The organism is Halomonas sp. GT (genome assembly GCF_002082565.1).
In the GTDB taxonomy this organism is placed as follows: Bacteria; Pseudomonadota; Gammaproteobacteria; order Pseudomonadales; family Halomonadaceae; genus Vreelandella.
The window spans coordinates 593,954-616,137 of the sequence record NZ_CP020562.1 but is presented as its reverse complement, the minus strand read 5'-3'; the positions used below and the strand labels follow the sequence as shown (position 1 = coordinate 616,137).

The 22,184-nt window shown below is 52.4% G+C and carries 21 protein-coding genes; 8 read left to right on the top strand and 13 right to left on the bottom strand.

Annotated features, from left to right (window positions below):
- Nucleotides 1-2: 2 nt before the first annotated feature.
- The 6 genes from B6A39_RS02910 to B6A39_RS02885 all read right to left on the bottom strand — a co-directional run bounded on the left by B6A39_RS02910 (nt 3) and on the right by B6A39_RS02885 (nt 7,198).
- Entirely contained in the window at nt 3-716 is a 714-nt protein-coding gene (locus B6A39_RS02910) for an SIR2 family NAD-dependent protein deacylase (RefSeq protein ID WP_083001156.1), read from the bottom strand.
- Nucleotides 717-893: 177 nt separating this feature from the next.
- Nucleotides 894-2,660 (bottom strand): bifunctional isocitrate dehydrogenase kinase/phosphatase, encoded by a 1,767-nt coding sequence (gene aceK / locus B6A39_RS02905; protein WP_083001154.1) that lies wholly within the window; start codon nt 2,658-2,660, stop codon nt 894-896.
- A 43-nt stretch (nt 2,661-2,703) separates the two neighbouring features.
- Entirely contained in the window at nt 2,704-3,222 is a 519-nt protein-coding gene (locus tag B6A39_RS02900) for a CIA30 family protein (RefSeq protein WP_083001152.1), read from the bottom strand.
- A 119-nt stretch (nt 3,223-3,341) separates the two neighbouring features.
- Entirely contained in the window at nt 3,342-4,775 is a 1,434-nt protein-coding gene (gene eat / locus B6A39_RS02895; protein WP_009724234.1) for an ethanolamine permease, read from the bottom strand.
- Nucleotides 4,776-4,947: 172 nt separating this feature from the next.
- Nucleotides 4,948-5,790 carry an ethanolamine ammonia-lyase subunit EutC gene (gene eutC, locus B6A39_RS02890; RefSeq protein WP_083001150.1) on the bottom strand — a complete coding sequence of 281 codons (843 nt, stop codon included), beginning with the start codon at nt 5,788-5,790 and terminating at the stop codon, nt 4,948-4,950.
- A complete protein-coding gene (locus B6A39_RS02885; RefSeq protein ID WP_083001149.1) occupies nt 5,783-7,198 on the bottom strand; it encodes an ethanolamine ammonia-lyase subunit EutB in 1,416 nt (471 codons plus the stop codon). Before B6A39_RS02885 ends, eutC begins: the two co-directional genes overlap by 8 nt.
- Nucleotides 7,199-7,452: 254 nt before the next feature.
- On the opposite strand from B6A39_RS02885, the gene B6A39_RS02880 reads away from it, so the two are divergent.
- From B6A39_RS02880 to zigA, 4 genes are all read left to right on the top strand, one after another.
- Nucleotides 7,453-8,397 (top strand): helix-turn-helix domain-containing protein, encoded by a 945-nt coding sequence (locus tag B6A39_RS02880; RefSeq protein WP_083001147.1) that lies wholly within the window; start codon nt 7,453-7,455, stop codon nt 8,395-8,397.
- Nucleotides 8,398-8,466: 69 nt separating this feature from the next.
- Nucleotides 8,467-9,081 carry a class I SAM-dependent methyltransferase gene (locus B6A39_RS02875; protein WP_083001145.1) on the top strand — a complete coding sequence of 205 codons (615 nt, stop codon included), beginning with the start codon at nt 8,467-8,469 and terminating at the stop codon, nt 9,079-9,081.
- A gap of 121 nt (nt 9,082-9,202) precedes the next feature.
- Entirely contained in the window at nt 9,203-9,478 is a 276-nt protein-coding gene (locus B6A39_RS02870) for a TIGR03643 family protein (RefSeq protein ID WP_083001143.1), read from the top strand.
- Between the two features lie 124 nt (nt 9,479-9,602).
- A complete protein-coding gene (zigA, locus tag B6A39_RS02865; protein ID WP_083001140.1) occupies nt 9,603-10,829 on the top strand; it encodes a zinc metallochaperone GTPase ZigA in 1,227 nt (408 codons plus the stop codon).
- Nucleotides 10,830-10,854: 25 nt separating this feature from the next.
- Here the strand turns inward: zigA and B6A39_RS02860 are convergent, their stop codons facing one another.
- The 7 genes from B6A39_RS02860 to B6A39_RS02830 all read right to left on the bottom strand — a co-directional run bounded on the left by B6A39_RS02860 (nt 10,855) and on the right by B6A39_RS02830 (nt 17,779).
- Nucleotides 10,855-11,298, bottom strand: coding sequence for an ion channel (locus B6A39_RS02860; protein ID WP_083001137.1), 444 nt, complete (start codon nt 11,296-11,298; stop codon nt 10,855-10,857).
- Between the two features lie 87 nt (nt 11,299-11,385).
- The gene (locus B6A39_RS02855; protein ID WP_083001135.1) at nt 11,386-13,386 is read right to left on the bottom strand and encodes a RecQ family ATP-dependent DNA helicase; all 2,001 of its coding nucleotides are present in this window, start codon (nt 13,384-13,386) and stop codon (nt 11,386-11,388) included.
- Nucleotides 13,387-13,465: 79 nt separating this feature from the next.
- Nucleotides 13,466-15,208, bottom strand: coding sequence for a SulP family inorganic anion transporter (locus B6A39_RS02850; RefSeq protein ID WP_083001133.1), 1,743 nt, complete (start codon nt 15,206-15,208; stop codon nt 13,466-13,468).
- A 53-nt stretch (nt 15,209-15,261) separates the two neighbouring features.
- Entirely contained in the window at nt 15,262-15,690 is a 429-nt protein-coding gene (locus B6A39_RS02845) for a TIGR01244 family sulfur transferase (protein ID WP_083001131.1), read from the bottom strand.
- A 219-nt stretch (nt 15,691-15,909) separates the two neighbouring features.
- Complete coding sequence (locus B6A39_RS02840) at nt 15,910-16,131, bottom strand: DUF1653 domain-containing protein (RefSeq protein WP_009724224.1); 222 nt, start codon at nt 16,129-16,131, stop codon at nt 15,910-15,912.
- Nucleotides 16,128-16,952 (bottom strand): tRNA cyclic N6-threonylcarbamoyladenosine(37) synthase TcdA, encoded by an 825-nt coding sequence (tcdA, locus tag B6A39_RS02835; protein ID WP_083001129.1) that lies wholly within the window; start codon nt 16,950-16,952, stop codon nt 16,128-16,130. The genes B6A39_RS02840 and tcdA overlap by 4 nt, the downstream gene beginning before the upstream one ends.
- A gap of 56 nt (nt 16,953-17,008) precedes the next feature.
- Nucleotides 17,009-17,779: a pseudouridine synthase gene (locus B6A39_RS02830; protein ID WP_083007836.1), complete on the bottom strand. Its 771-nt coding sequence runs from the start codon at nt 17,777-17,779 to the stop codon at nt 17,009-17,011.
- 216 nt (nt 17,780-17,995) lie between these two features.
- On the opposite strand from B6A39_RS02830, the gene sodC reads away from it, so the two are divergent.
- From sodC to B6A39_RS02810, 4 genes are all read left to right on the top strand, one after another.
- Nucleotides 17,996-18,529, top strand: coding sequence for a superoxide dismutase family protein (sodC, locus tag B6A39_RS02825; RefSeq protein WP_083001127.1), 534 nt, complete (start codon nt 17,996-17,998; stop codon nt 18,527-18,529).
- Between the two features lie 213 nt (nt 18,530-18,742).
- Nucleotides 18,743-20,224: a carbon starvation CstA family protein gene (locus B6A39_RS02820; RefSeq protein WP_038481311.1), complete on the top strand. Its 1,482-nt coding sequence runs from the start codon at nt 18,743-18,745 to the stop codon at nt 20,222-20,224.
- Nucleotides 20,225-20,470: 246 nt separating this feature from the next.
- A complete protein-coding gene (locus B6A39_RS02815) occupies nt 20,471-21,283 on the top strand; it encodes an ABC transporter ATP-binding protein (RefSeq protein WP_083001125.1) in 813 nt (270 codons plus the stop codon).
- A complete protein-coding gene (locus tag B6A39_RS02810; RefSeq protein WP_083001123.1) occupies nt 21,284-22,141 on the top strand; it encodes an ABC transporter ATP-binding protein in 858 nt (285 codons plus the stop codon). It begins immediately after the preceding gene.
- Nucleotides 22,142-22,184: the final 43 nt, after the last annotated feature.

Here is a 22,184-nt window from a genome sequence, read left to right as displayed (position 1 = left end):
ATTCAAGGCAGCATCAAATTGCCCTGTTTGCGCCACTGATTGACCAAGGCAGGAACGCCTTTGCCTGCGGTGGTGTTAATCGCTAGAACGCCCGGCGGTGTTAAGGCATCCGCATCGGGGTCGACCAGGGCACACGGGGTATCCAAGTCAATATACGACAGCAGCGATGCCGCGGGCATAACCGCCAATGACGTGCCCACCACCAGCAAAAAATCTGCTTGGCTAACAAGCTCGCAGGCGTCTTCAAACAGCGGTACCGATTCACCGAACCACACCACGTCCGGGCGCAGTTGGCTGCCTTTGTCACAAATATCGCCCAGCGCAATACCACCTTTCGGCAGTGGGTAGCGCAGCCGCATATCCACTGAAGATCGCGCCTTCAAAATCTCGCCATGAAGATGCAACACATCTCGCGACCCTGCACGCTCATGCAGATCGTCAATATTCTGCGTTACAACGCTAACTCTAAAGCCATCTTTTTCAAGTGCCGCCAGGGCTTTATGAGCAGCGTTGGGCTTAGCCTTACGAATTTGCTCCCGACGCAGATTATAAAACGCCAGCACCCGCTGAGGATCTCGACGCCAGCCCGCGGGCGTGGCTACCTCTTCGACCGGGTGGTCTTCCCACAGGCCATCGCTGGCACGGAACGTTTTAATACCACTTTCGGCACTAATGCCCGAGCCAGTAAAAACCACTAGGTGCGGTGGTGCTGTCATGTTTTCCTCGACTAAATCACTGCTTACTGTTTCACAAGGAGCCTCTTATTAATGTAATGAGCGCAGGCCAGACAAGGCAAAAATCAACGAAAAAGCGGAGTTTACGGGTTGTAAATGAGCATTTTAAGGCGATTTTTAACGCAGTATGGCCAAGCGCAATAGTTAATCAGAGGTTACTTAATATACCAGCTGCCCTATGATCCCCGCGAAGCGCTGCTTATTACGATATGGGTAAACATCAATCACTCGCCCATCGACAATAGCCTGCTGCAGCTCCAACCAGTAATCGGGATCAAATAACTCCGGATGCTGTTGCATAAAAATACTGCGCAGCTCCGAGTTGGCAAACATAAAGGGGCCGAACTCCTCGGGGAAGATATCGTTGGGACCAATAGAAAAGCTTTCACCACCGCCGCATAGGTAATCATTGCCATACGATTTAGGCATGTGTCTAAAGCGACACTCTGTTAGATAGCACACCTCGTCGTAATCGTAAAAAATCACCCGACCATGGCGAGTAACACCAAAGTTTTTTAACAGCATATCACCAGGGAAAATATTAGCCGCTGCCATCTGCTTAATGGCGTTACCATAGTCTTTGAGCACCATTACGCGCTCGTCCGCGCTGCACTGCTCCAGATAGATATTCAGCGGCGTCATCATGCGCTCGGTATAGCAGTGCTTAATAATCACCTTGTCATCTTTCAATGACACAGTAGACGGCGCCACTTCTAACAAGTGCTCTAGACACTCCGGCGCAAAGTGATCCTGACGCACGATAAAATTCGAGAACTCCTGGGTATCAGCCATACGCCCAACTCGGTCGTGGCGTTTCACCAAGCGGTATTTTTCGCGCACTATTGCGTGGGTGACATCCTTGGCCGGATCAAATTTATCTTTAATGATCTTAAACACGGTGCGAAAACTGGGCAGCACGAACACCGCCATCACCATGCCACGCACACCAGGTGCAATGACAAACTGATCCTCACGCTTGGCTACTTGCAGGTTTAACGCACGGAAAAATTCGGTTTTGCCATGCTTAAAAAAGCCAATCGCGGCATACAGCTCGCCTTCAGGCTTATGCGGCATGAGCTGTTTTAAGTAATGGACAAACTCCCCAGGCACCGGCACATCGACTTGGAAGTAGGCACGGGTAAACGAGAAAATAATCGAGACTTCATCAGTCTCGGTTAGCACGGTATCCAAGTGCAGGCAGGGGTCGCCGCCCTGCTGCTCGCCAAACCCTTCACCATGCAGAATGGGCAATACCAGCGGCACCTGCTCACCGCCACCCAAAATGCGGCCCACCAAGTAAGCCCCTTTATTGCGATAAAAGACGCTTTTCAACAGTTCTAATTGAGCATCTTCTGACTGCAGAATAGCGGCAGGAAGCAGGGTTTCTAATAAGCCAGCACCTAGTTCAATATCGCGTTCCAGATCAGCAAAAGCGTTATCAAACGGAGCCTCTTCAAGCGCCCAGGCAAGCGCCTGAGACCAATCACCGTTGACTGAATGCTGGCGACAAAGCTCAATTCCAGAATGATGCGCAGCATCTTCTCGAGAGCTGTACACAAACATCCAGTCATTGCGAATATGGCGGTGGTGGAAAATCGAGCAGAATAACGAGTTAAAAAATGTCTCTGCTAACTCGTAATCCAACCGCTGGCTGATCAGCTGCGCATAGTGCTCACGTGCCTCTCGCCATGTTTCACAGTACGTAAGCGATTCATGATCAAACGTGCGCTGCAAACGTGTTAGCGTATCGCCCACTTTCTCTTCATACAGGTTAATCCGCGCTGCGGAGGCTTGCTGAGCCTCCCGCCATGCTGCCTCTCGAAAACGACGGCTGGCATCAAAGGTTATCTGCTTAAAGCGAGCACGGTAACCATCAAACCCATGCAGAATAGTGACCGCTAAGCGATACGCTGGGGAGTGCTTCATGGCGGTGTGCTCTTATTGGAAAGTTACGTTGCAAAATAGACTGCTAAAGCGCTGCAATGGATGCAATGTCGAGTCGAAATGGTCCAGCAGTTCGGTCAGCAATCAAGAAGCCAAGTTGATAAATGCTTTCAGAAGAAAGTGGCGGCGCATCGTTAAGAAGAGTGCCACGCCGCACAGCTTCAAACCTATTCCAAGTAAACGCCAGCGTTTCCCACTGACCTTGGGGCGGTGTGAACGCTACCCGATAGGCGCTGGCTTCGTCTAACGCCGTACTTTTCAAACGCAATTGATAAGTACGCCCGTCGCCCCGTATACGTAGAGTAACGCCGTTACTTTTAGCAAGCGATTGTTCAAAGTGGCCCGGTTCGCGGCGTATCGAGGCAAAACCACCGCCATTATCAAGCGACACCTCACCAATAAAACAGCCCGCCCCCGCCTCGATACGAAACGTACTGCGAGAGACGCCGCCCATTACACCGTCATTTACTGCAAACCAGCGCTGCTCCTCACGATGCTGATTAAAATCGGGGCTGTTAGCGCGGGGCACAAAGGTTAATGTCATGTGGGCTCCTGGCGTCGTCAACGTTTCGCTGTTTGTTACTAAAGTTACTAAAAAGCCTCTGGGCCGTTGGGCACAGAGGCTTAAACTGCCTAATCAGGTTAGGCGATTGGGGCCAAACATTACAGCTTGGCGGCGGCTGGCGTTGGCTCGCTAATGCCTACCTCTTCCGGGGCGGCAGTCACCAACGCAAACTCCTCTTCAGCGGTTTTCGCCACCAGCTTATGCTTGCTGTAAAGGAAGTAGTACGCTGCACCGGCGATGAATAGAACAATGGTGTAATTAAACGCCCGTGGGTCGAAAGCATAGACACCGGTCAGCGCGACGAGGGAAAGAACTAATGCAACGCCAGAGGTCACCACACCACCGGGTGTTTTATAAGGGCGCGGCAAGTCAGGCTGTTTAACTCGCAATAGAATGTGGCTGAGCGCCATCAATGCATAAGAGAGCGTTGCACCGACAACGGCCATCCCTAAAATTAGATCGCCTTCGCCGCTAAGTGAGACCAAAAAGCCAAATACACCAGGCACGATCAGCGCCAGATAAGGCACTTTACGCTCACTGGTTAGTGACAACTGCTTAGGCAAGTAACCCGCTCGTGAAAGCGCAAACACCAAACGGCTGTAGCCATAGATAATCGAGAAAAATGATGCCACCAGTCCCGCAAGGCCCAGCACGTTAACCAGTGTGGCAAGCGTAGGGTTGCCTGCAACCTTAAGCGCATCGACCAGCGGCACACCGCTTTGACCTATCATTTCAGCACCCGCTGCGCCTGCCAGTAACACCACGACTAATAAAGCGGTAAATAGCAGAAACAGCATCGCAGCAATAATGCCTTTAGGCATATCGCGCGCGGGATCTTTGGCTTCTTCTGCCGCTAGGGGCACACCCTCAACCGCTAAAAATAGCCACATACCAAACGGCAGCGCGGCCCAAATACCGTACCAGCCATAGGGCATAAAGGTACTCGCGCCAGCGGCATCAGTGGGCGCAATATCAAAGAGGTTCGCTGAATCGAAATCGCCAATCAGCGCTACTGCTGTTGCCAAAATCGCGAACACGGCCAGCCCGCTAATCACCATCATGACTTTTAGCGCTTCACCCACGCCTGCTAAGTGAATACCGATAAACACCGCATAGAACAGCAAATAAACCAGCGGCCCATTAATACCTAAGAGCGCTTCGACTGCCGAGCCGATAAAAATCACGATCGCTGCAGGCGCAAGCGCGTACTCAATCAACACCGCAAGCCCGGTTAAATAGCCACCGGCTGGCCCCATCGCTTGGCGGGCAAAGCTATAACCTCCACCTGCGGCTGGAATCGCTGCGGACATTTCCGCCAATGCTAATACGAGCGCAAGGTACATCAGCGCCATTAAGCAGGCGGCAATGGCAAAACCACCCCAACCCGCTTCAGCAATACCGAAGTTCCAGCCGGCAAAGTCACCAGAAATAACATAAGAAACCCCAAGCCCTGCTAGTAATAGCCAGCCCGCGGTACCCTTGCGCAGTTGGCGCTTGGCCAAATACGCTTGATCGACAGAAGGTTGTGTCATTGTCTTGCCCTTTTTAGTGTGGAACGCAATCGTTGTCAGCGGCGTGCTGAGTCAGGGTGTTGGTTCCATATTGTTGTTAGGAGTGTTGTTAGGAGCGTTTCTATAAGTGTTGTTATTGATATGTCGTTATTGGCGGGTTGTTAATGGGTTTCGCTTAGTACGCAAGCCCCCGTTAATCGGCCACCAGAAAGTTTTGAGTTGTCCCCCCTGTTGCACCTTCTAATACACTTTCCTCGCTACGATCTTTCAATTGCACGCCAGACAGTTGCCGCTGACGGGCTTCGGTTAATAACAACAGCAGCCGCCGTGCGGCCTCTTCCGGCTTGAGCCCTGCTGGGCGAACGTTCGAAATGCAGTTTCGGCGGTCATCCTTTAAGCCCACTTCTGGCTCCCAGGTCATATACAGCCCGAGGCTATCGGGGGAGCTTAAGCCTGGACGTTCACCAATCATCACCAACACGGCATCGGCATTAAGCAGCGCGCCAACCTCATCACCAATCGCCACACGCCCCTGCTCTACGATGGTTAATGGCGCGAGCTGCCATTCCCGCTGATCACTCTCAAAGGCGCGATACAGCGCAGTAAGAAACGGCGCACTGTTCTGCTGTACTGCCAGTGAGGAAAGTCCATCAACAATCACCACCGCTAAATCAAAGCGCTGGCCACTTTGCGCCGCTTGTTGCAGTTGCTCTCGCGAAGCGTCGTCAAGACGACGGCCATAATCCGGACGCTGCAGATACATGGCCCTGTCCACTGCGTGGCTATGCACATGAATAGGTGGCTGGTTCAGGCTCAGCGCTGTCGTTAACTCATCGGCCAGCGCGTCGCACTCAAGAAGGCAGTGAACGGCATCCTGGGCTTGGGCATGAGCCAGTTGAAACGCCAATAGCTGATGCGTGGGCAGACTAATGCCCGCTCGTCCAAGCCCAATGCGAGCATCGGTAAATGCCCTCAGCCGCTCCCATGGGTTAGCAATCACAATCGATGGGGCTTTTTTAGATTCATTATCAGACATCGCGAGCATCCTCCTTTGGCAGGTGGCGCAGGCTATTAGCGAAAGCGGCCGGTAATTGATCGTTGAGCCGATAGGAAGAAACATCTTGGAAGATTTGCATCTTCGCCAGCCACTGCTCGAACTCAGGGGCGGCCTTCAACCCAAGCACCCGCCGCGCATACAGCGCATCGTGAAAAGAGGTGGTTTGATAGTTGAGCATTATGTCGTCAGAACCGGGGATACCCATCACAAAGCTACAGCCCGCCACGCCTAATAGCGTTAGCAGGTTGTCCATATCATTTTGATCGGCTTCAGCGTGATTGGTGTAGCAAACATCACAGCCCATGGGTACGCCTAGCAACTTGCCGCAAAAGTGGTCTTCCAGCCCCGCTCGGGTGATTTCTTTGCCGTCGTACAGGTACTCGGGGCCGATAAATCCCACCACCGTATTCACCAGCAGCGGATTAAACTTGCGCGCTACCGCATAAGCACGGGCTTCACAGGTTTGTTGGTCTAAACCATGATGAGCGTCAGCGGAAAGCGAGCTGCCTTGCCCAGTTTCGAAATACATCACGTTGCGCCCAACCGTACCGCGGTTCAGGGTCAGAGCGGCCGCCTCAGCCTCCGCCAGCGTACTCAAATCAAAGCCAAAGCTGCGGTTGGTGGCTTCGGTACCGCCAATGGATTGAAAAACGAGATCTACCGGCGCGCCCTGCTCAATCGCTTCAAGCGTATTGGTAACATGGGTGAGCACGCAGGATTGGGTGGGAATTTCATATTTCTGAATGACATCGTCCATCAGGCGCATTAGCTTGATGCTTTGGGCGACATTATCAGTAGCAGGATTGATCCCAATGACCGCATCGCCACTGCCATACAGCAAGCCATCCAGAATACTGGCGGCAATCCCGGTCACGTCATCAGTAGGATGGTTGGGCTGCAAACGCGTGGATAACCGCCCCGGCAAACCAATAGTATTGCGAAATGCAGTCGTCACATGGCACTTCTTGGCGACTAGCATCAAATCTTGATTGCGCATCAACTTGCTAACAGCGGCGGCCATTTCAGGGGTAATGCCAGGGCGAGCCGCGGCTAAAATATCGCTGGTGGCATAGTCGGACAGCAGCCAGTTACGGAAGTCCCCCACGGTTAAATGCTTCAGCGGCGCAAATGCAGCGGCATCGTGCTCATCGATGATTAAACGAGTAATTTCGTCTTGCTCATAAGGGATAAGTACATCATTCAAAAACGTGGTAAGCGGGAGCTCTGCGAGCACCATTTGCGCCACTACCCGCTCTTCTGCTGATTCTGCAATGACACCTGCCAAGCGGTCACCGGAGCGTGGTGGCGTGGCCTTGGCCATTAATTCCGCCAAGCCATTAAAGCGATAGCGGCGGCTTCCGACAGTTGTGTGATAGGTCTGCGCCATGGGACCTTCCTTTTTTATATTTAAAAGCGGCTATTTCCAAAACGTCTATTCCTAGAACGTCTATTGCTAAAACAATGGCGCCGAATGCACGTTGAGGAACAGAATTTGCTTGTTTCCACAATAGCGCTATCACTTAATGGGGAGTATCGAGTTTTGGCAAACCTGTCATACTGATAAAAATTCAAACAAATACAATAAATTAGAAACAAGCAAGCAACGTGATAGCGCTTTAATCACGTTCACAGGAGTTTCTCATGACGCTGACAAGTCAAGACCATGCACCAAAAAAGTGCATACAGGAGGCGTTTGATGCCGACGAACATGCCCAAAACCTGACCCGCTGGCAGCAGCAATACGACCAACTAAGTCCTGGCCGATTTTATGGGCGACTAGATGAAATTGAATTACCCGCTATGCAGGTGTTTAAAGAACATACAGGGCAAGCGCTGCGACAAGACTGCCGGGTGTGGGCTGACTCTCTCTGGCTGGGCATCCCCACTCAAGCACCAGGGTCACGAATTAATGGGCAGGCGTTGGAAAAACATGAGGTGATGTGCCACCCCGGCGGTCACGATTTTGAGCTGGTAACGCCCGAGGCATTTGATATTTATGGGCTGGTGATACGTATGCCGTTATTACAGGCTGCCGCCCAGCGACAGGGGGTGATACTTGATAATGAGTGGCATGCTTCACCCCGCCGTCGGGTAGCACCTGAAACCCTTCATGCTGTGTCGTTTTTGCTTGAACGCTTACTCTCAAATCAACAAGGCCCCATTGCTGAAAACGTTCATCAAGATATTTTGCTAACAGGCCTAATGGAAGTATTAAAAGCCAACCAAGCAAGCCATGAATTGCCTCCCAGCTATCCTCATCGAAAAGCAGTGGTTGACCGGGTGAAGCGCTATGTTGATGAACACCTGGAAGGTCCAGTGACGATGGAGACACTATGCGAGCTAACTCATGTCAGCAGACGTACGCTGCAATACAGTTTTACGACTATCCTAGGTATTAGCCCGCTGCAGTTTTTACGTTTAACGCGGCTTAACCGAGTGCGCCGCGCCCTGCGCAGTGCCGAGCCTCACCAAACAGTGACTGAAATTGCCACCTATTGGGGCTTTTGGCATTTGGGGCAATTTGCTCATGACTACAAACAACAGTTTGGAGAAAGCCCTTCACAAACGTTAAACGCGATTCATTGAGCGCGCGGCAGTCCTTTCGAGGTAAAGACCTTATGTCGAGCAAAGGTCCTGTATCGAGGTAGAGACCCTATGGTAAATACCACCGCCTGGAACCGCTTGCGTTATAGCATTTACGCGCCAGTCTATGATTTGGTGGCGACTAAAGCGTTTCGTCAACCCCGAAGAAATGCGCTAAACCAAGTTGACTGGGAACCCGGGATGCGAGTGTTACTGGTCGGTGCAGGCACCGGCTTAGACCTGCCTTATTTACCACGCGAATTAGAAATTCATTTAACCGACCTTACCCCCGCGATGGTGACGCGCGCCCGTGAACGAGCGGAACATGCGCAACGTGACGTGGAGTGCCATGTGATGGATGCTGCAGCACTTGACTATCCAGATGAGCATTTTGATGTCGTTGTGATGCATCTCATTTTGGCGGTGATGCCCAACCCTGAACAGGGACTAGCCGAGGCGCACCGAGTACTAAAAAGCGACGGACAGCTATGTGTTATGGATAAATTCCAACCCGACACCCACATTGCCGGTCCAAGTCGGCGAGCACTGAACGCCATCACTTCATTGATCGCGACCGACATCACCCGTCAGGCAACGCCACTGCTTAAACAGGCAGGCTTTACTATCCGCCGCGACGAACCCGTATTGATGAATGGCCTTTTTCGAGCGCTTTTAGCGATAAAGTAAACGGCTCTCACAACTGCACACCCCCTCAAAATACCAGTACATTGGAATCAACAATGTCCAACACTGGTATAATTAACAACAACCCGTTACTTTCTCGCTTCATCAACATGTAAGGTGCCCAATGCCTAAAGCAGCTGTGAAACGCTTTCGTCGCTTACCTGAAGAGGAGCAGTCCCGTGTCATTGAAATGGCCTGGGAAGACCGCACGCCGTTTGAAGCGATCAATTCTCTATTTGGCCTAGGCGAGCCAGACGTCATAGAGGTGATGCGCCACCAGCTTAAGCCAGCCTCGTTTCGTTTATGGCGTAAACGCGTTACAGGTCGCGCGACTAAACACACGGCTTTGCGATCTTCGGATGTTTTACGCGGCTACTGCCCGACGCAATATAAGCGCTAATCACCATTTGCAACGAAAAATTATAGGATGCCATCTTCTAACGGGCCTTTTTAACCACTGAATTAATGTTATATTATCACATAACATAAACTCGCTTATAAAACTCGTTAGAGGTGCATTCACAATGACCGTATTTTCTCCCCTACCTGTGACCGTGCTTTCAGGATTTCTAGGTGCAGGTAAAACCACCGTACTCAATCATATTTTGGCTAACCGCGAAGGTCGTCGCGTTGCGGTGATTGTCAACGATATGAGCGAGGTCAATATCGACGGTGCATTAGTACGTGGCGGCCCTGGCGAATCAACATTAGATGGCGAGGTGGCACTGAACCGCTCTGAAGAGCGTTTGGTAGAAATGAGCAACGGCTGTATTTGCTGCACGCTGCGTGAAGACTTGCTAGACGAAGTTAGCCAACTGGCCAGAGAAGGTAAATTTGATTACCTGGTGATTGAGTCCACAGGGATTTCCGAGCCGCTGCCCGTTGCGGAAACCTTCACCTTTGAAGATGAAAGCGGCCAGAGCCTCTCCCACGTTGCACGCCTTGATACGCTCGTCACTGTTGTCGATGGAGCCAACTTTCTTGAGCAGTACCGCGAAGCGCAGAGCCTCGCTGAAGCTGGCGAAAGCTTGGGTGAAGACGACGAGCGTAACGTCGCAGACCTACTGGTCGACCAGATCGAGTTTTGTGATGTATTACTGATCAGTAAAACGGATCTGATCAATAAAAAAGAGCTTGATGCGCTAACGGCGATTCTACGCTCACTAAACCCTGATGCAGAGCTGGTGCCCATCACTCAAGGTGGCGTGCCGCTAGAGAAGGTGCTTGATACTGGCAAGTTCAATTTTGAGCGCGCCCAGCAAGCGCCTGGTTGGCTAAAAGAGATGCGTGGCGAGCATGTGCCAGAAACCGAAGAGTACGGTATCGGTAGCTTTGCCTATCATGCTCGCCGCCCTTTCCACCCGCAGAAATTCCACGATTTACTCAATGAAGAGTGGTTTGGTAAAGGGCTGCTACGCTCGAAAGGCTTTTTCTGGCTTGCTACTCGGCCACGCTTCGCAGGCCAATGGAGCCAAGCAGGCGGTATTGCTCATCACGGCCCAGCGGGAGTGTTCTGGAAAGCTATCCCAGAAGCTAACTGGCCGGAAGATCCTGAAACTCGCCAGTTCATTATGGAAAAGTGGCAGGAGCCGTTTGGCGACATGCGCCAGGAGTTGGTGTTTATCGGCCAACACTTAGATCAAGACAACATGCGCGAGGCGCTAGATGCCTGCTTGCTAAGTGAAGCTGAACTGCTACAAGGCATGGAAGCCTGGAAGCAGCTCCCCGATCCTTTTCCTGCTTGGGAGTAATTCACAGGCCACATCTCCCCACTGACTACTCAGGCCCCACAGCCCAGTGCTGCTGCATTTGCAAGAAGGTAAGCGATGCTGACCAAGTAATCAGCATAAAACCGATCAATCCTTCGGCACTTAGTAACAGACGTATACCGCCCTCAGGTGTTAGGTCGCCAAAACCTAGGGTGGTATAACTGGTTGCCGACACATAAACATAATCCCATAGTGTCACCGCTTCGCTGCCCGAAAGTTGACCCGTTTCTGGCAGGTATTGAAGACATATCAGCGCGAGAGCAAACAGGCAAATTTCGGTAACATGCGCTCCAAATAACGAGAATATCAGTACTAAAAAACGCCGCCGCAACGTTAGCGACCAATACTCAAGCTTTCGGCTCACCCGAATAGCCACTTCAAAATGTACTAGCACGCTCATTATGACGGCTATTGCGGTGATGACGACGACTGCCCCACTTCCGCTTAACATTACGACTCCCTGGATTAGCTTCCTTGAACGAACTTAAGCGTAGTCAACGATTGGCCCTACCTATCAGTAAAGCAGCTATCAAAACACTTACCCGCCTAGCATTGCCTCTGCCCAATGTCGCACTTCAGGGTAGGCACGCTGCTCAAAGACCGCAAAGCCGTTAAGGCCGCGGGCTTTGAGTGGGGTAAAGACTGGCATGGTTAAACCACATAAGAAGTGCGCCAACCGATGGGCATTAGGTGGCCGGCCGAACTGTTCTGTATGGCGTTCAATTAGCGGTGAGGCATAGCGAATGAAATCATTATCAGACAGTGTGGGTAACGGCGGCGCATCCGGCAACCGAACTGGGTTGCCGTAGCATACCGAACAGTGACCACAGCGGCCCTGCTCGGTATGAAGTGGCCCATCGAAGGTAGTATCCCCAAAATGCTCAGCTAATCGCCGAGTCAGGCAGCTTTCCGACTCAAACAGTGCCAGCATGGAGTGCAACCGTTCAATTTCGATTTGCTCTCGATGTAGACACTCATTAAACAACTGGCTTGCTACCGCCTCGACCGAAAATTCCGGCTGACAAATTTCATACACATCGGTCATGCGTTTACCTTCCAGGGTCAGCCAGCCTTTATCCTGGAAGTATTCAAGCGCGGTAATGACGCGGGCACGGGAAGCATCAATTTGCTGTGCCTGCCCAGCCTGATGCAGTCGCTCAAAATCTACCGTTCCCCAGGTGCGAGCAATAGCAATATTGTCAATCAACAAACATACAAAGGCTGCCCGCTCTCCTTCAAAACGTCCCGCCAAGGCAGTAGGCTCAATATGGTAGCGCAACCGATACTCGGCTAAGAACGCAAAGCGCGGTGCAATAATGCCGTGCATTTCCAGCCGCACCAGTAGCGTTTTAAGTGGCAGCAGGCGGATATTGGTATCTCGAGAAAGCGTATTGAGCAGCACTTCCCACTGGCGATCTGGCGCTTGACCGGCTGATGAAATTTCTTCCAGTAAGCGCAAAATACCCGCGTACTCAGGCGTGTCCCCGTAAACGAAGTTCTCCAGCACCCGTAGACCATCGCGTCCGGCAATGGTTAAACAGGTGGAAGGCAGCCCATCGCGCCCTGCTCGACCAATTTCCTGACTGTAATTCTCAATCGATTTAGGCAGATCAAAGTGCACAACGTTGCGGATATTGCCTTTATCAATCCCCATGCCGAAGGCAATGGTAGCCACAATGCAGGGCGATTTGCCGCTCATAAACTGGCGCTGAATCTCGTCGCGGCGGGCTGAATCCAGCCCCGCATGGTACGCCTGGGCAGCAATCCCCTGGGTGGCAAGTGCACTTGCCACCTGCTCGGCTGTTTGCTGCAAGGTAACGTAAATAATCGTGGGCGCTTCGTTGCCAAGCGGCATTTGCGGCATAAGCCAATCAATCAGCTGTTGCTGACGATTTTCCATCGCGGGCGCTACCAGCAGTTCCAAATTGGGGCGGTAAAAGCCGGTGGTAACAACATTTTCTGGCGCAATAGCAAACTTCCCGCGCATATCAGCGATAACGGCGGGCGTGGCCGTGGCTGTCAGTAGCAGCACCTGGGGAATAGCGAAGTCGCGCTGATATTCGGGTAGTTTGAGGTAATCGGGGCGGAAGTTGTGTCCCCACTCAGAGAGACAGTGTGCTTCATCAACCACCAGCAGCGATATTTGAATCTGGCGTAGAAAGTGCCGAAAGCGCTCGTTCTTAAGCCGCTCCACCGACACCATAAGGATTTTCAGCTCACCGCTTTTAGCGCGTTCCATCACATCACGGGTCGTAGCGCGGTCTTGGGTGGAATCAATACTCGCGGCTGAAACACCATGGCGTGCCAGAAAAGCGAGTTGATCCTGCATCAGTGCCAGCAGCGGCGATACCACCAGCGTCAGGTGCGGAAGATGAAGTGCAGGCAACTGATAGCAGAGCGACTTCCCCGCCCCGGTGGCAAAAATCGCCGCGGTAGAGCATCCATCCAACACTCTGGATACCACCGCCTGCTGACCGCCACGAAAATCATCAAATCCGAATACTGCCTTCAGCGTCTGCTGCGGTGATAGCGAGGTCATGGCCGTTCCCTGGAGTGTCGTCAATACGTTAGGGCTAAGCTAACGCGTTCACGTCGTTTTCTCCAATCAACGATGACCATTAATGCGTATAGGGTTGCGGCTCTTCATTCTGTGCGGGGAGAGCCAGCGTCTGCCAAGCCTCAAAGGTGGTAAAAAACACCTGCCCTGTTAGCTCGCGGTAAAGCGTTGTGTTTGTTAAGCGATCCATCACAGGGCCTTTCACCTCTGCCAAATGAAGCATCGCGCCAGCATCTTTTAACCGTCCGTTAATGGCTTCTAGGCTTTCAAGCGCGGACGCATCAATCACGTTCACCGCTTGGCAGGTCAGTACAATATGCTTTAACGAGGGCGAACGAGCAGCCAGCGCCATCACGGTATCTTCTAAGTAGCGAGCGTTAGCAAAGTAAAGGCTTTCATCAATGCGCAACATGGCCACGTGCTCATCGGTTTCAACGTCATGGCGCTTCACGTTGCGGAAGTGCTCGGTGCCCGGCACCCGGCCCACCACGGCACTGTGGGGCTGGCTGGTGCGGTAAAGATGTAGCCCTAACGAAAGCACAACGCCGCTGATAATACCGACCTCGACACTGTGCAGCAGGGTGAGCAGCAAGGTCGCCACCATTGCCACGCCGTCGCTGCGGGAATATTGCCAAGTGTGCTTTACTGCGGGCAGATCAATCAATGTGCCCACGGCGACGATAATGGTAGCGGCCAAGGTCGCCGTCGGCAGAAATGCCAGCAGACCAGTGAGCAACAACGTTGCAAGCACGATACCCAAGGCGGTAAATGCCCCGGCTAACGGTGTTGCCGCGCCCGCTTCAAAGTTCACTACCGAGCGTGAAAACCCACCTGACACCGGCGACCCGCCGCTGACGCCAGTGCCCAAATTGGCCATCCCAAGAGCGATGAGTTCTTGATTAGGGTCGATACGCTGGCGACGCTTAGCCGCCAGGGTTTGCGCCACGGATACCGATTCTACAAAGCCCACTAAACTGATCAATAAAGCGGCAGGCAACAGGCCAAACCATAGCGACTGATCTAGGCTAGGCAGCGTAATGGCAGGCAAGCCGCTAGGCACAAAGCCGACCAGATCCACGTCGTACTGCCCCAAGTTAAAGTGCCAGGCCAGCAGTGTAGTCACCATCACCGCTGAAATAGGTGCGGCTTTGACCATCAAACCAGAAGCGCTAGCCGAGATACCTATCGCCATCAGCCAAGTGTGTAACCGCTTGCGGCAAATCAGCAGATAGCCCCACACCCCTAAACCAATCAGCAGCGTGATGAGATTGACCTGCTGCCACTGACTGAACAGTGCGCCCAGCAGCTCAATAACATTATGTCCCGTGGCCTCCACGCCTAGAATATGCTTGAACTGACTAATGGCGATCAAGATTCCCGACGCAGTGATAAACCCAGAAATAACCGGATGGCTTAAAAAGTTGACCAAAAAGCCCAGCCGCAGTACGCCCATGGCAATCAATATCAATCCTGAAAGCGCCGCCAACACCAGTGCAGCGCCAATATATTCAGGGCTGCCTGGAGTAGCAAAGCTGCTTAAAGCCGACGCCGTCATTAACGCTGCCACGGCTACCGGCCCTACCGCCAAGCTGGCACTGGTACCAAATATGGCGTAAAGCACCAGCGGTAGCATACTGGCATACAGGCCCATCTCTGGCGGCAACCCAGCCAGTAAGGCATAGGCCAACGCCTGGGGCACCAGCATTAGCGTGACGATAACGGCTGCCAGCGAATCTTTAAATAACAAAGCCCGGTTATAGCGCCGCAGCCAGCCAACCACAGGCACCCAACGCTCTATGTTCATGGGGAGTACTCATTCTAGTAATAGCACTGACTAAGGCAAATCACACCGCACGCCTACGCTGTCTGGTTTTCAAGCCCTTGGCGGTGCTCTTCCAAATCAAAACCGGCTGCTTTGGCAGCGGAAAATAGTTCCGCCAGATCGCATTTTTCGGTATGGCGCTTTGCGTAAGCCCAAAGATGGGTAGCACGCTTACCTGACCGACAAAACGCCAAAATAGGCCGAGGTAGCTGCTGCAGCGCCTTAGCAAAAGTGGCGACATCCGCTTGGCTATACTCGCCGGGGGTCACAGGAATGTGCACCCAATGAAGCCCAAGTTCTTCTGCTTTAAAGCGGTAAGCATCCTCTCCAGAAAACTCAGCGCTTTCACCCGGCTTGCAGTTACAGATCACCGTTTTAAAGCCCTGAGCTTTTACGTGCTCAAGCTCCTCGACCGTGAGCTGTGAAGTAATAGCAACGCCCTTCTCTAACGATTGTGTATGCATGCATCTCTCCTAGCGTTTCTCACTGCCGTTTTAAGCAGCAGTGCAGGCATAACATGGCATTAAAATAATGTTATAAACATAGCTTATTTTGGAATATAAGCAATAGCGCACGACAAAAACACCCGGGGCTTTTTTTAGAGAAAAGACCCGGGTGGCGCATAAATATCGAAGGGAGAAACGGAACGCTATTGAGTGTTATCGCTATTAGGGAACGCCGGATTAATTAAACACTTTCTCTAACGCAAAGCGCGGCTGTGGTTGGCTGTCTTTGTTAACGCTTTCAGTGAACATTGTCAGCGGGCGCACCCACAGGCCGTAGTCACCATAAAGCGCACGGTAAACTACCAGCACCTCTTCAGTTTCACTGTGCTGAGCGGTGCCCAGCACTTCGTAAAGGCTGCCTTTATAGTGGCGATATATACCGGGAACAGGCGCAGTCATTCACTTTCCTCTTGATGGGTCATTGAAGGCATGGGCTTAGCGGCTTTTTTAGCCAGCCGTTCGAGCACTTTTGAGGCAGCGACAAAACCAAACGTACCAGTGACAAAGGTGGCGGCGCCAAAGCCTGAGGCGCAGTCTAAACGGGTAGCATCACCGTTGCCGGGCTTTTGCAGGCAAACTTCGCCGTCAGCGCCAGGGTACACCAGCTGCTCATCAGAATAGACACACTCAACGGAAAAGCGCCGCTTAGGATTACGCGAAAAACCGTAATCACGGCGCAGCCGCGAGCGCACCTTGGAAAGTAGCGGATCGTGTTCAGTGCGCGTTAAATCTGCCACCTGAATGCGGGTTGGATCCGTCTGACCGCCTGCAGCTCCCGTCACGGTAATCGGTAGTTTACGTCGTTTGCACCAAGCGATTAGCGCTGCCTTGGCGATGACGCTGTCAATGGCGTCCACCACATGATCGGCATCCTCGGGGATACGCTCGGCAAGGTTAGTGGGCGTCACAAAAGCACTGTCGGCTACGACGTTTATCTCCGGGGCAATCAAGCGACAACGCTCGGCCAACACGTCCACCTTTGGCTGGCCAATCGTGTCGTCTAACGCATGGAGCTGACGATTGACGTTAGACACACAGACGTCATCCAAATCAATCAGCGTCAGCTTGCCAATGCCAGAGCGCGCCAGCGCTTCTACCGTCCAACTGCCCACGCCTCCCACACCCACTACCACAACATGGGCATGGCAAAATGCCGTGGCAGCACGTTGGCCATACAAGCGGCGAATGCCGCCAAAGCGAAAGTCATAATCCGAAGACATTACAGGCTCTCTATTTTACAACATGCTATTTGACAGCACGGGTCGATTCGTCACGACTACCGCTGAAGTGCTGCGGGCGTTGATATGGCTGGGGTGCGCACGCTATCTAGCGGCAGATGTCCAGCCCAGCCGAACTGCTCAAACAAACTTCTCATGGTCGCATCGAGCGCACAGCTTAGTTGGATGCGCTTATCGATTAAGGGGTGATCAAATGCCAAATAGGTGGCAGCCAACAGCAAACGGGGAGCATTCAACTGATCCGCGAAAAAGCGGTTGTGGACACTTTTGCCGTGTTTGGCATCTCCAATAATTGGATAACCACGCCGAGAAAGATGGCGACGGATCTGATGTCGCCGCCCGGTCATAGGCCGCGCTTCCACTAGCGAATAGCGCGCCACTGGATAGCGGTCTACCTGTACAGGCAGTTCAACGCTATCCAGGCGTCGAATATCGGTCATCGCGGGCATAGCAGGCATCTCGGCTTTGGGGCGCGTGCCATCTTCTTCCCGTAGAGGGTAATCCAGGCGCTCTTGCTCCGGCGCCTTGCCCCTCACTACCGCCAGATAGCGTTTTTCCACCTGCCGTTCGCTAAAGCCTTCACTCAACACGGCTGCCGCTTCAGATGATAAACCAAACACCATCACGCCAGAGGTGGGTCTATCTAACCGATGCACCGGATACACTCGTTTGCCAATTTGGTCACGCAGGCGTTGAAGCAAAAATTCTGTTTCTCCACGCGCCAGCGCCGAGCGGTGCACTAGTAACCCAGACGGCTTATGCACTGCAACAAGGTGCTCATCCTGATAAAGGATGTTCAATGGCAACATGGCACTCCCCGATAGCGGCAATTGAGATAACAAATCGCGGTGATTTGAAGCAGCGCTATTGTCGCGGCTTAACGGTTCAATGTCATCCGCTACTAGCGGCATCAAGAAAGCGAATAACCCCAACCCAATCCATTGGCAGAGTTGCTTCCAGGAAGCTACTTTGAAATGGCAACTCGTCATACGAGCTTCCATGGATAAGGACAGGAGAATTGCACTATGCGTTACTCACTACCGCTAACAGGCATGGCCGTGGGTTTGTTGCTGGCATCCACCGCTCAGGCCAATGAGACGCTCGACGTTGAAATGCACAAGGTCAGCGCTGAAGGAATTGAACAGTCTATTGGGACTGTCGCTATTGAGCATACTGAGCACGGCGTATTGCTTACGCCGTCGTTAACTGACCTAGAACCCGGCGTATACGGTTTTCATGTCCACAAAAATGCCAGCTGCGAGCCTGCTGAAAACGATAGCGGCGAAATGACAGCAGCGCTGTCTGCAGGTGGTCATTACGATCCCGAAGAGACTGACACCCACCAAGGTCCCTACGGCGATGGCCATCTGGGTGACCTACCGGTTCTCACGGTGAATGAAGATGGCGAAGCTAACCTTCCCGTGTTGGCACCGCGCTTGAGCATGGAAGATATGCCAGGGCGCAGCCTGATGATCCATGCCGGCGGCGATACGTATTCAGATGATCCCCACTTAGGCGGCGGCGGTGCGCGCATGGCCTGCGGCGTCGTTGAATCGTAACGTTTAAAACCCATTACTACAGCGATATATCGGGCAGCACAGCGCTGCCCTTTTTTATGTTGATGATTGCTCTCGCTAGCACCATAGGCCACTAAAGTCTTAAAGCGATTATCCTGATGAGTCGGTACATTCAGCCCGGCCAAATAAGCGTGCTAACAAGTAATTCACTAGCATGCACGACCATCTTAATTCCCCTGAGACTGAGTGCCCTAAATGATCACCTTCATTGTATCGATACTGCTTCTAGTCGTGGGCTACTTCACCTACGGCAAGTTCGTTGAGCGCGTGTTTGTTACTGACCGCAAGCGTCAAACACCGGCGTTTAGTATGCGTGACAATATTGACTATGTGCCGATGAACACCACGCGCAACTCACTTATTCAATTGCTTAACATTGCCGGTGTCGGCCCAATTTTTGGCCCCATTTTAGGGGCGCTTTATGGCCCGGTGGCCTTCATATGGATTGTGGTTGGCTGCATCTTTGCAGGTGCCGTACATGATTACCTCACCGGTATGATCTCGATTCGCAATCACGGGGCTCATTTGCCTCAGTTGGCGGGTAAATTTCTCGGTAAAACCATGAAGCATGTGGTTAACGGCTTTGCTATTTTGCTGTTATTACTGGTGGGCACGGTCTTTGTAACCTCGCCCGCAGCGCTGCTTTCTAATATGACATCACTCTCTTTAACGCTCATTATTCTGGCGATTTTTGCCTACTATCTGGTTGCTACTCTGCTACCGATTGATAAAGTCATTGGGCGTATCTACCCCTACTTCGGCGCTTTGCTGCTATTCAGTGCCGCAGGCATCGGTATTGGTTTGGTTGTTACCGGCGCACCGATTCCAGAACTCTCTTTCCAGAATATGCATCCGGAAGGAGCGCCCATTTTCCCACTGCTGTTCTTAACGATCTCCTGCGGTGCTCTTTCAGGCTTCCATGCCACACAAACCCCCATCATTTCGCGTACGACGCAAAACGAAACCAATGGCCGTAAAATCTTTTACGGCATGATGATTGCCGAAGGCGTGATTGCGATGATCTGGGCCGCCGCCGCCATGAGTTTATTCCAGGGTGAACAGTCGCTGTCCGCTGTGTTGGCCGCCGGTGGCCCCGCAGCAGTGGTCAGCGAAGTATCTATTAGCATGCTTGGCGCTGTTGGCGGCACGCTGGCAGTGCTGGGGGTTATTGTGCTGCCGATTACCTCAGGCGATACCGCCTTCCGCAGTGCACGAATGATTATTGCTGACTATCTCAAGGTTGAGCAGAAGCCGATTATTAAGCGTATTTTGATCGCCCTGCCACTGTTTGTTGCTTCTTACGCGCTTACCCACATGGACTTTACCCTGCTATGGCGCTACTTCTCCTGGGCCAACCAAACCACGGCAGTCATTGCACTGTGGGTCGGCACCATGTACCTAGTGCTATCACGTAAACCTTATCTGATCACCTCAATCCCAGCTGTCTTTATGACCATGGCTACCTTTACCTATTTAGCCTACGCACCGATTGGCTTTGGTTTGCCACTCCAAACAAGCTGTATCGTCGCGGCGCTGGGAACGCTGGTATGTATCGCACTGTTTATGAAGCGTGTGCGCCGCTTAAGCCGCGCGACCTTTGCGGTTGATGAGCATGCTGATGCCTTTGATGCAGGCCAAGAGGGGCAGACCCAAACACTATCTACTGCTACCAAGTAAGTTATTGTTTTACTGTCCCTTAAGAGAAAAAGCGCTGATTAGCTCAGCGCTTTTTTATGGACGACTCTTAACTTCATTTCGACCACTTTTAGACTAGCTGTTTTGACTAGCTGTTTTGACTAGTTGTTTTAACCACTGAAACACGCTTTTTAGACGCAGCATTAACGCATAGATTGATGCTCATTCATCCAATGTTATATCATAACTAAAATATCTTATTGAGCGGTATAGCAAACGATGGTGTCAATGTGCAGCGACCCAGTGTTATCCGTGCGTGATCTGCGCATCAAAATCGGCCAGCTACAGGTTGTCGATGGTCTCTCGTTTGATGTCCTGCCTGGCGAGCGTGTTTGCCTCTTGGGCGCTTCCGGCTCAGGCAAATCGTTCACAGCTAAAGCAGTGCTCGGTATGCTGCCCCCCAATGCTCAAGCTCAGGGAAGTATACGGATTCAAGGCCAAGAAGCGATTGCGACACCAGCGACACAGCGGCCGAAAAACTCACGGGTGTCGATGGTGTTTCAGGATTCGCTCTCGGCACTTAATCCCTTAGTTTCTATCGGCTCCCAGCTGCGAGAACCCTTTTTGCGCCACCATGGCCTATCGCGCTCTGCCGCGAATGACGCCACAGTGGCACTACTCGCGTCACTGGACCTTCCAGACCCTCAACGGTTAATCAAGCGTACCCCAGCAGAGCTTTCTGGTGGACAGCGTCAGCGGGTATGCATTGCGTTAGCAATGGCTTGTAAAACGTCGCTAATGGTTGCCGATGAACCTACGACTGCGTTGGACGTCGTCACTCAAGCCCAGGTGCTGCGCGCCTTACATCAACATACCGACAGCTCAGCATCTGCGCTGCTATTCATTACTCATGATCTACACGCGGCAGCACAGCTATGCCAGCGGGCAGTCATTATTGAACGGGGCACGATGATCGAAAGCGGTGAGCTAGATACCCTAATCACCTCCCCGCAGCACCCCTTCACTCAAGCGCTAGTAGCGGCGTCGCATAATGTGCAACCGCCTGAAGTAGTCCCAACTGACTATTTGAAGAGTGCCTAAATGCAGAGCCATCCACTTTTCAAGTGCCAGGAAGCCTTCCTCTCAGCAAACGGGCTCTATAAAAGCGTCTCGTTACCCCGCACTGTTTTTTGGCGGGCGGGTGAACGCAAACAAGTCATGAATAACATCAACCTGAGGCTTTATCCGGGTGAACGTGTCGGACTAGTCGGCTTGTCAGGGTCGGGGAAAACGACATTACTACGCTCGCTGTTAGCGATTGACGCGCCCGATACTGGTTCGATTACTTGTCTGCATAAAACGGTACGTCCCGCCTCCACGGCCAAGCTTAGATGGTACCGTCGGGCTGTTCAGTATATTCCCCAAGACCCCGGTGCCTCCCTTGACCCTCGTATGAATGTTCGTGCACTAGTGGCCGAGCCATTGATACGCCTAAACGTTGATTGCGACCCTGGAGAACGCGCCCGAGAAGCATTGGAGCAAGTCGGCTTGGATACCCAGTTTTTGGAGCGCCTGCCTCATGAACTCTCCGGCGGCCAAGCCCAACGGGTCGCCATTGCTCGCGCGATAGCCACACGCCCGCGCTTTTTATTGGCCGATGAGCCACTTAGCGGCCTGGATCTACCGGTTCGCGCGCAGGTGATTAGCGTGCTCAAGCAGCTTTGTGATGAAAGTGGCACCGGACTGCTGATGGTGTCCCATGATTTATTGGTGGTCACCAAACTGTGCCAACGCACGCTGGTCATGGATGACGGCAAGATAGTTGAAGACCGCCCAACGGAAGCGCTATGGCGCACACCCCGTCACCCGACAACGCGCTCGCTAATCAATGCGGTTGCGCAACTACCCACTTGTGCGCACCCAAACTGCAATGCGGCTGAGGTAGAAGCGCTTTTATAACGTATCCGTGACGTTTTTTATTCATCTTTTCTACACGTTTTTG

Excerpts from the sequence above, each read along its gene's own strand:
- B6A39_RS02820 (WP_038481311.1), top strand. The coding sequence starts at position 18,743 with ATGATCACCTTCATTGTATCGATACTGCTTCTAGTCGTGGGCTACTTC.
- B6A39_RS02875 (WP_083001145.1), top strand. The coding sequence starts at position 8,467 with ATGGTAAATACCACCGCCTGGAACCGCTTGCGTTATAGCATTTACGCG.
- B6A39_RS02885 (WP_083001149.1), bottom strand. The coding sequence starts at position 7,198 with ATGGCGCAGACCTATCACACAACTGTCGGAAGCCGCCGCTATCGCTTT.
- tcdA (WP_083001129.1), bottom strand. The coding sequence starts at position 16,952 with ATGTCTTCGGATTATGACTTTCGCTTTGGCGGCATTCGCCGCTTGTAT.
- eutC (WP_083001150.1), bottom strand. The coding sequence starts at position 5,790 with ATGTCTGATAATGAATCTAAAAAAGCCCCATCGATTGTGATTGCTAAC.
- eat (WP_009724234.1), bottom strand. The coding sequence starts at position 4,775 with ATGACACAACCTTCTGTCGATCAAGCGTATTTGGCCAAGCGCCAACTG.
- B6A39_RS02845 (WP_083001131.1), bottom strand. The coding sequence starts at position 15,690 with ATGCATACACAATCGTTAGAGAAGGGCGTTGCTATTACTTCACAGCTC.
- aceK (WP_083001154.1), bottom strand. The coding sequence starts at position 2,660 with ATGAAGCACTCCCCAGCGTATCGCTTAGCGGTCACTATTCTGCATGGG.
- B6A39_RS02815 (WP_083001125.1), top strand. The coding sequence starts at position 20,471 with ATGTGCAGCGACCCAGTGTTATCCGTGCGTGATCTGCGCATCAAAATC.
- B6A39_RS02810 (WP_083001123.1), top strand. The coding sequence starts at position 21,284 with ATGCAGAGCCATCCACTTTTCAAGTGCCAGGAAGCCTTCCTCTCAGCA.
- B6A39_RS02870 (WP_083001143.1), top strand. The coding sequence starts at position 9,203 with ATGCCTAAAGCAGCTGTGAAACGCTTTCGTCGCTTACCTGAAGAGGAG.
- B6A39_RS02880 (WP_083001147.1), top strand. The coding sequence starts at position 7,453 with ATGACGCTGACAAGTCAAGACCATGCACCAAAAAAGTGCATACAGGAG.
- B6A39_RS02855 (WP_083001135.1), bottom strand. The coding sequence starts at position 13,386 with ATGACCTCGCTATCACCGCAGCAGACGCTGAAGGCAGTATTCGGATTT.
- B6A39_RS02910 (WP_083001156.1), bottom strand. The coding sequence starts at position 716 with ATGACAGCACCACCGCACCTAGTGGTTTTTACTGGCTCGGGCATTAGT.
- sodC (WP_083001127.1), top strand. The coding sequence starts at position 17,996 with ATGCGTTACTCACTACCGCTAACAGGCATGGCCGTGGGTTTGTTGCTG.
- B6A39_RS02830 (WP_083007836.1), bottom strand. The coding sequence starts at position 17,779 with ATGTTGCCATTGAACATCCTTTATCAGGATGAGCACCTTGTTGCAGTG.
- B6A39_RS02900 (WP_083001152.1), bottom strand. The coding sequence starts at position 3,222 with ATGACATTAACCTTTGTGCCCCGCGCTAACAGCCCCGATTTTAATCAG.
- B6A39_RS02840 (WP_009724224.1), bottom strand. The coding sequence starts at position 16,131 with ATGACTGCGCCTGTTCCCGGTATATATCGCCACTATAAAGGCAGCCTT.
- B6A39_RS02860 (WP_083001137.1), bottom strand. The coding sequence starts at position 11,298 with ATGTTAAGCGGAAGTGGGGCAGTCGTCGTCATCACCGCAATAGCCGTC.
- B6A39_RS02850 (WP_083001133.1), bottom strand. The coding sequence starts at position 15,208 with ATGAACATAGAGCGTTGGGTGCCTGTGGTTGGCTGGCTGCGGCGCTAT.
- zigA (WP_083001140.1), top strand. The coding sequence starts at position 9,603 with ATGACCGTATTTTCTCCCCTACCTGTGACCGTGCTTTCAGGATTTCTA.